Source organism: Verrucomicrobiota bacterium (genome assembly GCA_016871495.1).
Classification (GTDB): domain Bacteria; phylum Verrucomicrobiota; class Verrucomicrobiia; order Limisphaerales; family VHDF01; genus VHDF01.
Map to the genome: position 1 here is coordinate 18,609 of VHDF01000048.1, position 14,636 is coordinate 33,244.

Sequence of the window (14,636 nt, forward strand, 5' to 3'; positions counted from 1 at the left end):
GAGGTTGCCCGACGCGGCTGAATGGCCGTTTCGAGGATCAAGCGCCGCGGGCCGGCGGTGGCAAACGAATGGATCTCGAGGCGCGAGTGTGGCCGCCATGCGCCTCAGGATTTCGTGGGATGGTCCGGTCCGCTGGACGGGCTTGCGCCGAGTTGGCGGATCCCATCGATGATGTAGAGCACACCTGAGGCTCCGGTGGTGAGGGCTGCCGCCAAGGACCAGGGGCGGATCCAGGCGGGGTTCCATTGGAGCAGGACCCAGAAAATGCAGCACATTTGGCAAACGGTCGCGATTTTGCCCAGGAAATGGGGTTTGACGCGAACGTGGCCGCACGTGAAGTGGATGACGGCGAGTCCGATCAAGAGCAGGACGTCGCGGCTGAGCACGGTCAAGAGCAGCCACGTGGGCAGCGGCGCCAGATGGGGATGCTGCAAGGCGGTCAGTAAGGCGAGGCCCATGACGAGAAGCAGTTTGTCCGCCATGGGGTCCAGCACGGATCCAAGTTTGCTGCGCTGGTTATAGCGCCGGGCAATGTATCCATCGACGGCGTCGGTGATGGCGGCGATGGCGAAGCAGGAGAGGGCGAGTTGACGCTGCCATTCGGCGCCGGTCCGGCTGTATTCGAAGAGAACCGAGGCGAAAATCGGAACGAGCAGGACGCGGGCGATGGTGATCTTGTTGGCGGTTGTCATCATGAGGCTGGTCCGGCCTGTTTGCGCGTCAAGATCCCGGCGCGGCTGTAAGCCGAATTCTGTTCCGGTCGCGATTCGTGAGAACCGCGAACAGCGAAGATCATTCGTCTGAGCGGCCGGTACCCGAAACCCGGCGTGAGCCTGAAGCGGGCCGCTTCGAAGGTTTCCTATTTGGCCTTGCACCCCCGCGGGGTTTTCCGTGCCTTTCCGATTACTCGGAAAGCGGTGGGCTCTTACTCCGCCGTTTCACCCTTGCCAGCCCGAAAGCTGGCGGTTTTTTTTCTGTGGCACTTTCCGTGTTTGAAATCTTTCGATTCCAAGCCCCGCGCGTATCCGCGTGTTAGCGCGGTTGCGCGGCTGGGCGCCCTGCGGTGTTCGGACTTTCCTCCCCCGGCGCGAGCCGGAAGCGATCCTCCGCCGCGCCGGGATCACAACGCGCAACTTACAGTAACGTTTTCCACTCGAAGTCGCAAGAGCGGGTTGGTTTTACAACTTGAATCCGGCGTGTGCTGATGGTTCGCTTCTTCATCATCATGGGATGGAAGAGTTTAGGTTGGTTTCAAACGTGGTGAAATCCCGGTTTGGGCATGCGAATTGCTCTCAGACATTTCATGATGTGGTTACGGCATGGGCTGGGCGGGGGAGAGGGCGGGTCGCCTGGATGTTGGTTGCCTGGCTTTTGGCGCCGGGCTTCGAGGGGCATGGGGCGGTCGATTATGTCCATTTGGCATGGGACGCGAATACCGAGACCAACGTGGCCGGGTATCGACTTTATTACGGGGTTCGAGGGGAGGCAGTCACCAACAGGGTCGACAACCGGAAAGCGACGACGAGGAGGCAGGATGGGTTGCGTGCCGGGGCCTCCTATTTCTTTTTTGTCACGGCCTATTAGGACAAGGATTTCGAGAGTGATCCGTCGAATGTGGTGCTCTGGACCGCTCCCACGGCGGCGGAAGGGTTGGGGCACGGGGCAGGAGTGACGCTTTGGTAGCGGGGCGGAACTGAGCCTTCGACCTACGTGGTCAAACGGTCTGATCGGAAAGAAGGTGGATTTGAAGCTTTGGCGACCAACAATGTTCCCTCGTTTGAAGATGGCACGGCGGAATTGGGGCGAACGTATTTTTACCGGGTTCAAGTCAGGAACAGCGCGGGTGAGAGTCAAGATTCGGACGTGGTGGAGGTGCGGCCCCTGGCCGGGCCATCGACGCTGTCAGCGGAAGGGAGCCAGGGGAGCATTCGATTGTCCTGGTCGCCGCTGGAGGGTGCTCGGGACTACACCCTTGTGCGTGCGGAGACGGCAGGAGGGCCGTTTACCGCGATTGCCACGGGCGTTTTAGGATTGGGGTACGAGGATCGCGCGGTGGAGATTGGGAAGCGATACTTTTACCGGGTTCAAGCTCAGAAGAGCCCCGGAGTTTATTCGGGGTTTTCGGGGCTGGTGATGGCGCAAACCGCGCCCCCTGCCCCGCATCCTCTCGAGGTGGAACTCTTCGCGGGCGGAACCGTGAGATTGCGCTGGACGGCTTTGTCAGGGGTTGCGGACGAGTTTGTGGTGGAGTCTTCCGCGGATGGTGTTGGGTATTCGGAATTGGCGCGAGTCGAGGGCACGCAACGATCCGCCGTCTTGGGCGGCTTGGGGAATGGAACGGTTCGATTCTTTCGGATGCATGCGGCCAATGCTTCGGGCCGATCGACAGATTCGGTGGTGCGGAGGATCGAGTTTCCCACTTGGGCAGCCAATGTGGTCTTTGCTCCCGAAGCGGGAGCGAAGTTGCTTCCGGGTTATGTTCTCGACTCGGGGAAACCCTTCGGAGCGACGGCGGAAGGTTCGAAATTGGGCTGGCGGGTGGATCAGAGTGAACGGGTGGCGAAGCGCTCTGCATTGTTTGCTCCGGATGTCCGGTATCAGGGTTCGATTTTGGTGGAAAAGAGCGCGGTTTGGGAACTGGAAGTGCCTTGGGGAAGCTATCGAGTGCGGTTGGTGGTGGGAGATGCGGAGACGCCGCAAGCGACGCATCAGTTTCTCCTTGAGGGACTGCCGACTTCCGAAGTGGAGACCGGCATGGAAGCGCCATGGGCCGAGATTGAGATGAAGCTTTTTGTTCAAGACGGAAGGCTGACGCTGGCACCCGGACCTGCTTCGATTCATTCGCGCCTTTGCTTTATCGATGTTTTTGCGGAGGCACCCTCGCTGCCCTCTGTGGTTGAACAACCCGTCTCGCAGAAGTTGGTGGAGGAGGAGGCGCTGGTTTTGGAATCCTCGGTTTCGGGGGGGACGGAACCCATTTCCTGGCAATGGTTCTTCAATTTGAAGCCGCTCGCAGGAGCCCGCTCGGCCCGGCTTGAGCTGCCTTCCATCCAACCTTCGCAAAGTGGGGCTTATTTCGTGGTGGCGAGCAACGATTTTGGAGCGGTGACGAGTCGAGTCGCAGTGGTAGAAGTCGAGGCCGTGGAAGATCCCCCCACCCTGGACATTGTTCCCAGTTTCCAGATCGTATCGGGTTTGTCCTCTTCCGTGGTCAAGTTGACGGGGATTTCGAGCGGTGCCGCGGACGAGCGTCAGACGCTGTCCTTAACCCTTTCGAATTGGAATCCGGGTCTTCTCAGCCGGGCAGATTTGAATTATCGCTCGCCCGAGACCATGGGAGAAGTTGAGCTGTCCGCAAACACAGGAGTGACCGGGACCGTGGTTTTGACGGTGATGGTTTCGGACGGGAAGGCGGAAGTGGCGAGGACATTCACGGTGTCGATTGCCCGGAAGGCGGAGGACGCTTTGCAAATCGAGGCGGAGTCCGGGGAAAGGAACGCCGTGTTCGAAGTGATCGGGGAAGCGGGCGCCTCCGGGGGAAGAATTGTCAGGCCGTCGGCCGACGGATTCGGACGTCTGGCTTTTCCATTCTTTTTGGATCGCGGAGGCGACTACTTTGTGTGGTGCCGGTTGATGAGCGAGGAATCGCTTGGGGTATCTTTTCGCGCGGCGGTGGATCGCGAGCCCGTGGATACGGAGGAGACCGGTTTGGGAGCCGCGCGTCCGAATGTTTGGCGCTGGGTTAGGCTGAGCAAGCTGGTGAACGGAGATCCGAAGGTTCTTTCGCTTACGCGCGGCCCGCATCAATTGGTATTTCAGGCCCCGAAGGCCAAGGCCAGGCTCGATACGCTTTATGTGACCGACGATCCGCTCTTTCTGCCGCCCGGAGTGCAGGCCAACTTTCCACCCACCTTGAATCCGCTGGAGGATTTGGTGTTGGAGGAGGGCGCCCCTGCGCAGGTTGTGGCGCTTTCGGGCATTGGATCCGAGGGGGTGTCGGAGAGGCAGAACTTGATTGTGACCGCGGTTTCTGGAGATCCGCGTTCGATCCCCAACCCCAATATCAGTTACTCGAGCCCTTCGGCCAACGGAACTCTCACATTCACACCGAGCCACACGGCCTTCGGATCCGTCCCCATCACCGTGACCGTGAATGACGGAGGCGGTGTGAACAATGTGGCGCGCCGAACTTTTCTGGTGACCCTCCAGCCTCGAAATCAACCTCCCAGACTCGGATCGATTCCGAATCAGACGGTGGTGAAGGGACGGGGCTTTCCGCCATTGACCTGGGTTATCGGCGATCGTGAATCAGCCGCCGACCAGCTCGCGGTGCGGGCGTTTTCGTCGAATCCCGCGCTGCTCCCGCAAGCGATGATCTCCGTGACCGGCTCCGGTTCCAATCGCGTGGTGCAGTTGGCGCCAATCCCGAACGTGGCGGGGAGCACGTCGGTGACGCTGGAAGTGACCGATGGAAATGGGAGCGTGTCCACGACACGATTCAATGCCTCGGTGACGGAAAACCGTATGCCGCCCACGATCAGCCGGCTTCCGGACTTTGAATTGGAGGAGGACGCGGCCTTGGGGCCTTTGACTTTCGTGGTGGCAGATCCTGACAGTCCTGTGGAGGGATTGGTGGTCACGGCGACGGCTGCCGACGCGCGGCTCCTTCCGGCCTCCGGCCTTATCCTGGGAGGGGAAGGAGTTGAGAGGACCTTGATGGTGATACCGGCGAAGGACGCGCTTGGGACGACCAAGGTGACTTTGGCGGTGAGGGACGACTCGGGGATGCAGGCGAGTTCGACATTCAGCGTGGTCGTGCTTCCCTTGAACGACCCTCCCCAAATGTCTGCGGTGGGCGATCGCACCCTCACTCTGCATTCCCCTTCGAACACGGTGTTTTTGACGGGCGTATCGGCCGGGCCGGGGGAGGATCAACCCTTGATGATTCGGGCGGTTTCGGAACGTCCGGATTTGATCCCGAATCCGCGGATTGTCATGGCAGGCGGGGACGCGCGTTCAGCATCGTTGGTTTTGGGTCCGTTCTTGAGAGTGGCGGAACGGGTTCCCATTCGAGTGACTTTGGACGATGGCAAGCCGGTGCGGAATACCTTCACTCGAGTCTTTCATGTGACGGTTTCGGCTCCGAGCTCCGATGCGGCTCCGACCTTGTCGGCGATCCCGGATCAAACCGTGGTGGAAGACGGGACGCTGGCGGTGCCCTTCACGGTCAGTGACGAGACCTTGTCGGCCCATCAACTGAGGTTGACGTTGTCCTCTTCGCTGGCTTCGTTGCTTCCGGAGAGCACGGTTGAATTTCAAGGGGTCGGGACCAACCGGCTGCTCATCCTGAGGCCCCGGGCGCAACAGTCGGGTGTGGCCTTGCTGACGATCTTTGCGTCGGATGGCAGGCTGAGCGGAAGAACATCGTTCAAGTTGACGGTCACGCCGGTCAACGATCCGTCGGCCATGGATCCGATCGGGGACCTGGTTGTGGACGCGGCCGATCCCAGTTTGACGCACAGTGTGACGATCTCGGGCCTTTCATCGGGCCCCGTCAATGAATCCGGCACGTTGACGGTGAAGGTCGCCTCGAGCCGGACGGATCTCATTCCGCATCCGGAGGTGCGTTACGTTTCGGGATCGGAGTTTGCGAATGTGTTGTTGCGGCCTGCGGCGGGGAAGAGTGGATCGGCCAGGATTACGATGGAGGTTCGCGAGCTGGCGGATGCGGCATCTGTGACAGTGAGGGAATTCAAAGTTTACGTGCGTGCGGCGGGGAACAAGGACCCGGAAGTTTCGTTCCTGGAGGACGTGACCCTTCTGCAGAATTTTGAAAGCGGGATCATTCGATTTCGGGTCAATGACGCCGAAACCGCGTCCGCAAACTTGGAGATCTCGGCCAGCACTTCGAATCCCGAGCTGCTTCCGGAGTCCGGGATTGTGCTGGGCGGCTCGGGAACGAATCGAACGTTGACCCTGAGACCCGCGAGGGATCGAACGGGTTTCACGATGATAACCCTGAGTGTTGCGGATCAGCAGGGCGGGGTGGGGAGCAGCAGTTTCTTTGTCATCGTGGATCCGGCCAATCAGCCTCCGAGGATCGAGGGACTTTCTCCTCAGACGGTTCCGGCTCAGGATCCTCGATTCGAGCTGGAGTTTACCGCTTGGGATCTGGAGACGTCGCCGGAGATGATCGAACTCAGTGTCACTTCCAGTGATGAAGCTTTGTTTCCTCCGGAGGGGCTTTCCTTGGCGAGTGTCGGGCGATTTCGTCTTTTGACCGCGCGCGGAAACGCGGGGCGTTCCGGACGGGCCACCTTGAAGATTGTCGCGTCCGATGGTGCGCTGAAAACCGAGGGAACGGTCGAGGTTTCCGTCCACGCGAACCCCGGCCCGCCTTCGCTGGGTTTATTGTCCGACGTGATCTTGGAGGACGGCAAAGTTTTCGAAGAGATCCCCTTGGACCTGAGTGATCCCGACACTCCCCTGGGCCAACTCATCGTCACGGTGAAGACGTCGAATCCCGCCGTGGTTCCCGAAACCGGTTTGTCGGTTGCCCATGAGTTCTCGAAGTGGAAATTGCGCGTTTCGCCTGCCGCAGGTGTTTCGGGCCGTTCTGTGATTGGGGTCGAGGTGAGCGACGGAATTCACAAGGTCCAGCAATCGTTCGAGGTGCGTGTGATGGGGGAGAACCGGCCTCCGACCCTGGACAAGATTGGCGATATCACGCTGGCTCAAGATGGGTTGCCGAGAACCATCGTGTTGACGGGAATCAGTCCCGGGAAGGGCGAGTCCGGGCAGCCTCTTTTGATTTCGGCAAGCTCCAGCGATCCGGCAGTGATTCCTCATCCGCTGGTGGGTGCGGTGGACGCCAGTGGAGCCGCCATGCTGACCGTGGCTTCGGTGGCAGGATCGCGAGGTGTCGTGACGATCCGGGTGATTTTGAACGACCTGCAGCCGAAACAAGCGACCACGGTTCGCGAGTTCAAAGTGACGTTCAACGCGGCGCCTTCGATTTCGGCCCTGGACGCTGTCGCCGTGCCGGAGGGTGGTGTTTCGAAACCCATTGAATTTACGCTCAGCGATGAAGATGACGAACTTGCCAAGGTGTCTCTCTCGGCCCGTTCCTCGCATCCGGGTGTGGTTGATCCGGCGGGCGTCCTGATGGAGGGGACGGGGGCGACGCGGAGCGTGCGCGTTCGTCCGGTGGCGGGTGCCTTCGGATCAAGCGTGGTGACTTTGGTGGCGCGGGATGCGGCGGGCAACGAAGCGACGTCCTCACTGGTGGTGGTGGTGGATCCGGTGGAAAACCCGCCCACGCTGGGTGCCCTTCCTGATTTGGAAATAGCGGCAGCGGACCGCTGGGTGCCGATCCGGATTGGAGGGATTTCGACGGGTTCCCCATTCGAGAGGGGGGTGTTGGAGGTTGTGGCCGTCTCTTTGGCTCCGGGAATCATTCCTGATCCGCTCCTGGCCTATACCTCACCTGAGGCGGAGGGGATGCTTTATCTTGCTCCGTGGCCTGGACGGTTTGGGACGGCGGAGATTCGAGTGTCGGTGCTGGAGTATGGAAGCGGGGCGGGGAGGACCTCGAGGACGTTCCGGGTCACTCGGCTGGAGCCTGAGCGGATTCCAGAATTGCGAGCGGAATGGGCCGAGGAAGGATTGATTTTGACGTGGAGCTCGGATCGGACGGCTGCCTATGTGTTGCAGCGTTCGGACGATTTGGGGAACCCCGGAAACTGGAAAGAGGTGGGTGTAGCGGCGGCGCTGCAGGACGGGCTTTATCGGGTGGTCATGCCGGTTGACGGAGCCCGGTTCTTTTTCAGACTCTGCAAGGAATGCAGCCGATGAAGCGACCCTCAGGGAATGCGACGATCCGACCGGTGCATGCCTGGACGCGGGTGATGGCGGGGGCCTTGATGTGTGGGATGGCGGCGGGAATGATTTCTCGTGGCGCTACTCCGGCAGAGCAGTTCGAGAAAGTGATTCGTCCGATCCTGGAGCGAAAGTGTTCCGAATGTCACGGGACCGACCAAGCGAAGGGTGGTTTCAATATTGAGCTCTTTCGTGATTTTGCCTCGGTCACCAATGATTTGGATCGTTGGAAGGTGGTTTTCGAGCGGGTGCAAGCCTTCGAGATGCCTCCGAAAAAAGCGGGGGAGTTGAAATTTGACGAACAGCGAAAGCTCGTGGAGTTTTTGCGTGGCTTACCCAAACCCGCGGCGTTGAATTGTGATGAACTGGCCTCGGATCGCACGGCCAACTTTTATCGGGGTTATGTGATGAGCCGCCGGCTCAATCGGGCCGAGTATGCGAACACCATTCGAGACACGCTGGGGGTGGAATTGGATTTGGAGGAACTGTTGCCGGCGGATGGAGGGGGTGGAGAAGGGTTTGATACGACGGGGAGCGCCTTGTTTCTGTCTCCGATTCATGTGGAGAAGTACATGGAGGCGGCGGAGAAGGTGATGGAGAAAGTGCTCCCGGAGTCGAGGGGGAGACTCAGCGCGAGGGCGACGGCGGCGCGGAAGCGGTTGGGCGCGAATGCTCCTTGGTGGAGAAATCCATCCCGAGCCGATGCCCGGCGTTTCCTGGACCGGCTTGCGCGTGAGGCTTGGCGCCGTCCCCTGAAGGAAGGGGAGGTGGATGGGTTGCTGGAGCTCTATGACCGGGGCCGGCGTCGTGGCGACTCTCATTGGAGTTCGTTGAGACTGGCATCGAGGGGAGTCTTGGTCTCGCCTCATTTCTTGTTCTTGGCGGAGCCTGAGCCGGAGGAGGCGGGGGTTCGTCCACTGGCCTCGGTGCCACTTGCGAGCAAATTGAGTTATTTTTTATGGTCCTCGAAGCCGGACGAACGATTGATGCGGTTGGCTGAGAGCGGGAGTTTGCTCGAGACCAACGTTCTTCGGGCCGAGGTGAGGCGCATGCTGGCGGATCCCAGGGCGGAGGCTTTGGGCGAGCGGTTTGCCTTGCAATGGCTGGACTTGGATCGGCTTGGGACGGAATCGCGGCCCGACGCAACACGGTTTCCTGAGTTCGACCGCGAGCTTGCGGCATCGATGCGGGGAGAAGTGGTTCGGTTTTTCAACGATCTGGTCCGGGGCGACCGATCCCTTTTGGAGCTGATCGACAGTCGGCATACGTTTGTTGATGCCAGGCTGGCGATGCATTACGGATGGAGTTTCCGAAGCTCGGGTGACGGCTGGGAGCGGGTAACCTTGCCGACCCGGCAGCGAGGAGGCTTGGTGGGGATGGCGGCAGTTCACGTCATGAATTCGTACCCCACGAGAACGAGCCCTGTGCTGCGCGGCCGTTGGGTCTTGGAATCGTTGTTGGGAGAGAAGGTTCCGCCTCCTCCGGAGGGGACCCCCACGCTGGAAGAGAAGGATGTTGAGACCACGCCCTTGTCTTTGCGGCAGCAACTGGAGAAGCATCGGACGAAGGCGGAATGCGCCGCCTGTCATGATCGGATGGATCCGCTGGGTTTTGGCCTGGAGCCTTTCGATGTCTTGGGGCGATGGCGGGAAGCGGAGAGAGGCATCAAGATTGACGCCCAGGGCATTTTACCCTCGGGCAAGCGATTCGAGGGGCCTGCCGGGTTGCGGGAAGTTTTGATGGAGCGGAAGGATGCCGTCATGAAGCATTTGGCAAGGAAGCTGGCGGGGTTTGCCTTCGGGAGGGAACTCAACAAGTATGATGATTGCGTGATTGATCGGGCGATGGAAGCGATGCAGCATCACGGTTACAAACCCTCGGTGCTGGTGGAGACGCTGGTCACGAGTTTTCCATTTCGACACCGGTTTTATCCCAAGCAGGAACCCTGATATGAAGACGAGAGACTGGCGGATTCCGCGACGGACTTTCTTGCGCGGGGCAGGTGTCGTGCTGGGGCTGCCCTTGCTTGAGGCCATGGGGCGGTTGCTCCCACTTTCCTCGCCCTCCGCCTGGGCAGGGGGCACGACGGCAAGCACGGTACAGGCGCCGGTGCGCATGGCGTGCCTGTATTTTCCGAACGGCGTGTGGGAGAAGACGTGGTTTCCGATTCGGTCTGGGCGTGATTTTGATTTGCCGTTTGCCCTGGAGCCGCTGGCTCGGCACCAAGCGAGTTTGACGGTTTTCTCGGGCTTGGACAAGCGCCACAGCCATGGCGGGGATGGACACTACGCGAAGACGGCGAATTTCCTGACCGGGCTGCCGGTGCGCAAGACGGCTGGCAAGGATATCGACGTCGGGGGATTGTCCATCGACCAGCTCTGCGCTCAGAACATTGGGAGGCATACTCCACTGCCGTCGCTCGAACTCGGGATCGACCCGGTTATTTCAGGCATTGATTCCGTGGTGGGCTACACGCGGCTGTATGGTTGCTATATTTCCTGGCGGGCGCCGGGGCAGCCTGTCGCCCGCGAGATCCATCCGCGGCAGGCCTACGAGAGGCTTTTTGGCGTGTTGCGGGCGAGGAATCAGACGGGGAAGGAGCGAGGAAGGACCGCGGATGAGATCGCCTTGCTGGACCGGGTGATGGAGGATGCCAGCCGGTTGCGGGGCCGGCTGGGGAGGGATGACCGGCACAAACTTGACGAGTATTTGGATTCCGTTCGAGATGTGGAGCGGCGGTTGGAGTTTTTTTCCAAGCCGGATGGGAGAGTGTGGCGTCCGCCGACTTCGCCCGGCGAGGATTTCGCGATTCCCCAAGGGGAGCCTGGCGATCATCAGGAACACGTTCGATTAATGCTCGATCTCATGGCCCTGGCTTTTTGGACGGATTCGACGCGCATTGCGACCTTCATGTTTGCCAACGATGTTTCCGGGAAAAATTTTGGCAAGCTGGTGCCCGGCACGAGTGGGTCTCATCACGAATTCAGCCATCACCAGAGCAAGGCGGAGAAGTACGAACCTTATTCCAAAATCAATCGCTGGCATGCCGAGCAGCTTGCCTACTTCATGGACAAACTTTCTGCGGTGCGCGAAGGGGAGCGGAGTCTTTTGGACAACAGCATGGTGTTGTGCGGATCGAGCATGTCGGACGGCAACCGGCACGATCCGGCCAATCTGCCGATTCTTTTGGGAGGCCGGGCGGGTGGCGGGATCAAGGCGGGGCGGCACATTGCGTCCCCCAAGGGCACTCCTCTTTGCAACCTCTACGTGTCGATGTTGGAACGCATGGGATCACCCGTGGAGAGGTTTGGGGACAGCACAGGAGCCATGGATTTGGGAGAAGCCTGAAGGGTTCCTCGGTTCGGGTTCAGGCCGGGGTCCTGATCAGGAGTGGGGAGCCAGGTTTTCGGAGACATCGGTGCGATACGCTTTGAAGGCCGGCGCCAGGCCGGCCAGGGCTCCCAGAAGCGTCATGCCGGCAGGAGCAGCCACCATGATCCAATGGGGGGTGAGTGGATTCAGGATGATGCCGACCTGAGCGCGGATGATGATGGCGGCGAGACCCGCGATGATCGCGTAGAGGATGAATCCGGCGAGAGCGCCCAGGGCGGCGATGAGGGCGGATTCCGCGATGATGGCCCCAAAAAGTGTGGAGCGGCGTGCTCCGAGGGCGCGTAGAATGGCGATCTCGCGCCGACGCTCGTTCATGGAGTTGTAGAGGCTGGCGAGGATGGACGCAGATGCCACCAGGGCGACGAGGTAGGCGACCAGCGCCAGGACCCGGTCGAACCAGGCGATTTTGTCGAATAGTTGCGCCATGACCCGGCCGATTGGCCACGCGAAGGTTAGCCTGTTTCCCTGTTTATTATAAAGGAGGTCCAGGTGAAAACCGGTCGTGGCGGCGCCGGCTTTGAGGCGCACTAGCGCGCCGCTGACTTGGGTGGCGGATTCCGCGGAGTGTCCACCCATCAATTGAACGCCTTCCAGGGGGATCCAAATCACGCGATCGGCGGGGGTGTTGGAGGGTTCCAGAATGCCCACGACGAGATAGATCTCCTCGTGTTGAGATTTTTCGTCGAAGAGAAGTCCGTGATAGGGTTGGAACGTGTCCCCGACGTGGAGTCCGACGCGCTGGGCCGCCACGCTGCCGACGACGGCCTCTCGAAGGGTGGGATCGAACCAGCGGCCGCCGGACTGGAGGCTGAGCTTTTTCCCAGGTCCGAGCATGGATTTATGGAAGAACTCCTCGCTGGTGCCAACGATGCGGTAGCCCCGGTAATTGTCGCCGAGAGCGAGTGGCACGGCGAGTTCGACGTTGGGATGTTGCTTGATATCGAGGAAATCCTGCCAGGCCATGTTGCCGGGGGAGTCTTCCAGGTGAAAGATGGTGTTGAGGACCAATTGCAGCTTGGAGCCCCGGGCTCCCAGCACGGCGTCGAATCCTCCAGTGAATCCAGTGAAGGCGGCATGGGACTGATCCTTGACCACCCAGACCGCCATGAGCAGTCCTGTGGCGAGGGAGATGGAGAAGGTGGTGACGGCGGTGGACAGCGCATGCTGGCGCAGACTGTTTCGAACCATCCAGCCCAGAATCACGGAGCACCTCCCGGGCTGGCACGGTTGATGTTGCTCAGGTCTTGAACCTGGTCAAAGGCGGACAGCACCTTCGGGTCGTGGCTGACGAGGAGGAGGGCTGCGCCGGAGTCGGAGCATGTTTTCCGGATCAATTGCAATGCCGCGGCGGCGTTGGCGGGGTCGAGATTGCCCGTGGGCTCATCGGCCAGCACCAACTTAGGATCATTGGCCACCGCGCGGGCCACCGCGACGCGTTGTTGCTGTCCGACACTGAGTTGGCGAGGTCGATGGTGGGCCTTGTCGGCTAGGTTCATCGCATTCAGGAGATCGAGTGCCCGGGCCCGTTGGGCTCCGGGCCCGAACGCCATCCCGAGGAGGATGTTTTCGAGGCAGGTGTAGCCTTGCAAGAGATTGAAGGTTTGAAAGATGTAACCGACGTGCAGGGCTCGATGTCGGTCGCGTTGAGGTTCGGAGAGGGAGGCTAGATCTTTTCCGGCCAACAGGAGAGAGCCTTCGTCCGGGGTCAAGATGCCGGCGATGAGGTTAAGGAAAGTGGTTTTTCCGGAACCGCTGGAACCTTGCAGCGCCAGGTGTTGTCCTGCCTCGAGCGCGAAGGAGGGCACGTCCATGATGGTGTGGCGGCCGCCATCGGGAAGCGTGAAGGACTTTCTGAGGTTGCGGATCTCGAGCAGTGGCACGAGGGGATTTTGTCCTCGAATCGGGATTTAGGCAAGCGCGGGCCGCCGCAAGAAGCGGGTTGGGCGCACCTTTCGATTGCCAGGGCGACGAAATGGAGAGAAACTTTCCCTGTCTCGAGTTCGTCAAAGAGGCGCGTCCATGCGTTGCATTTACAATTTGTTATTCACTGTCGCGTTTTGGGTTTCGGTGCCGTATTACTTTTGGAGAATGTGGCGCCGGGGGAACTGGCGCGAGGGCTTTGAGCAGCGGTTTGGGCAGTTTTCGGCAAAGACCAAGCAAGCGTTGACGAACCGGCATGTGGTTTGGATCCACGCCGTCAGCGTGGGCGAGGTCAATCTTTGCACGCAATTGATCCATGCGCTGGAGCCGCGACTTCCCAACGTCAAGCTGGTGGTTTCCACGACGACGGCGACGGGCATGGCAGAGTTGCAGAAGAAACTCCCCTCGCACATTGAGAGGATTTATTTTCCCATCGACCGTCGGCGCTACGTGGCGCGCGCGCTGAATGTGGTGCATCCGGAGGCGGTCATTTTGGTGGAGGCCGAGATATGGCCCAATTTCCTGTGGCGCATTCAAGACAAGGGCATTCCGTGTTTTTTGGTCAATGCGAGGCTTTCGGAGCGTTCCTTCCGGGGTTACCGGCGGTGGAGCAGTCTCTTCCGGCCATTGTTTGCCGCCTTTACCGCAGTCGGAGCTCAGAACGAGGCGGACGCGGGGCGGTTGCGGGAGTTGGGGTGTTTGCCGGAGAGGATTTGCGTGGTGGGGAGTCTGAAGTTTGACGCCGCCGTGTTGAGCGAGCGGCGTGTCCTCGATGTGCCCGGCCTGTTGAATCAATTGGGAGTTCCTGAGGGAGCGATCCTCCTGGTGGCGGGCAGCACCCACGCGGGGGAGGAAGTCATGCTCGCCTCGATGTTTTTGCGGCTTCGCCGCCGGTTTCCCAGCCTGTTTCTTATTTTGGTTCCGAGGCATCACGAGCGGAGCAAAGAAGTCGCTGCGGAGGTGGGCGGGCTTGGATTGAAGCTGGTGTATCGCACCAATCTTCAGCCTTCGACCCGCCACGCGCCGGGGGAGGTTGATTGTTTGCTCGTCAACACCACGGGGGAGCTTCGTCAGTTCTATGCCCAAGCCACGGTGGTTTATGTCGGCAAGAGCCTTGGGGCCACCGGGGGACAGAATCCGATTGAGCCTGGCGCCTTGGGCAAGGCCATGGTCTTCGGCCCTCACATGGAGAATTTCGAATCGATTGCCGCGGAATTTGTGAAGCGCGAAGCGGCCATGCAGGTGCGTGGCGAGGCGGAACTCGAAACGGCGCTGGAATTGTTGATTTCGGATCCAGGCCGGCGGCAGCGCATGGGGGAGCGGGCGGCGGAAGTGGTGCAAGAGAATCGAGGCGCGTTGGAGCGGACCCTCGAGATGATTTTGGAACCGTTGGAGCAGACCGAGTTGGCACCACTGCTGGCCACCAAACGAGTTTCGGCGTCGGC

8 protein-coding genes and 1 other RNA gene are annotated in these 14,636 nt (G+C 60.3%); 5 read left to right on the forward strand and 4 right to left on the reverse strand.

The window, feature by feature from the left end:
• Nucleotides 1–104 precede the first annotated feature (104 nt).
• Both FJ404_11755 and rnpB read right to left on the reverse strand, forming a co-directional pair.
• Nucleotides 105–695 carry a CDP-alcohol phosphatidyltransferase family protein gene (locus FJ404_11755; GenBank protein MBM3823540.1) on the reverse strand — a complete coding sequence of 197 codons (591 nt, stop codon included), beginning with the start codon at nt 693–695 and terminating at the stop codon, nt 105–107.
• A 29-nt stretch (nt 696–724) separates the two neighbouring features.
• Nucleotides 725–1,118: RNase P RNA component class A (gene rnpB, locus FJ404_11760), an RNA gene on the reverse strand.
• 235 nt (nt 1,119–1,353) lie between these two features.
• Between rnpB and FJ404_11765 the strand changes: the two genes are divergently transcribed.
• The 4 genes from FJ404_11765 (at nt 1,354) to FJ404_11780 (ending at nt 11,226) form a co-directional block, all read left to right on the forward strand.
• Nucleotides 1,354–1,584 carry a fibronectin type III domain-containing protein gene (locus tag FJ404_11765; GenBank protein MBM3823541.1) on the forward strand — a complete coding sequence of 77 codons (231 nt, stop codon included), beginning with the start codon at nt 1,354–1,356 and terminating at the stop codon, nt 1,582–1,584.
• Between the two features lie 126 nt (nt 1,585–1,710).
• Nucleotides 1,711–7,854 (forward strand): hypothetical protein, encoded by a 6,144-nt coding sequence (locus tag FJ404_11770; protein MBM3823542.1) that lies wholly within the window; start codon nt 1,711–1,713, stop codon nt 7,852–7,854.
• Entirely contained in the window at nt 7,842–9,827 is a 1,986-nt protein-coding gene (locus tag FJ404_11775) for a DUF1592 domain-containing protein (protein ID MBM3823543.1), read from the forward strand. The genes FJ404_11770 and FJ404_11775 overlap by 13 nt, the downstream gene beginning before the upstream one ends.
• Nucleotide 9,828: 1 nt before the next feature.
• The gene (locus FJ404_11780) at nt 9,829–11,226 is read left to right on the forward strand and encodes a DUF1552 domain-containing protein (protein MBM3823544.1); all 1,398 of its coding nucleotides are present in this window, start codon (nt 9,829–9,831) and stop codon (nt 11,224–11,226) included.
• A 36-nt stretch (nt 11,227–11,262) separates the two neighbouring features.
• Here the strand turns inward: FJ404_11780 and FJ404_11785 are convergent, their stop codons facing one another.
• Both FJ404_11785 and FJ404_11790 read right to left on the reverse strand, forming a co-directional pair.
• Entirely contained in the window at nt 11,263–12,459 is a 1,197-nt protein-coding gene (locus tag FJ404_11785; protein MBM3823545.1) for an FtsX-like permease family protein, read from the reverse strand.
• 11 nt (nt 12,460–12,470) lie between these two features.
• Nucleotides 12,471–13,151: an ABC transporter ATP-binding protein gene (locus FJ404_11790; GenBank protein MBM3823546.1), complete on the reverse strand. Its 681-nt coding sequence runs from the start codon at nt 13,149–13,151 to the stop codon at nt 12,471–12,473.
• Between the two features lie 139 nt (nt 13,152–13,290).
• On the opposite strand from FJ404_11790, the gene FJ404_11795 reads away from it, so the two are divergent.
• Nucleotides 13,291–14,636: 3-deoxy-D-manno-octulosonic acid transferase (locus FJ404_11795; protein ID MBM3823547.1), on the forward strand; the 1,346-nt coding region annotated here is incomplete at its 3' end.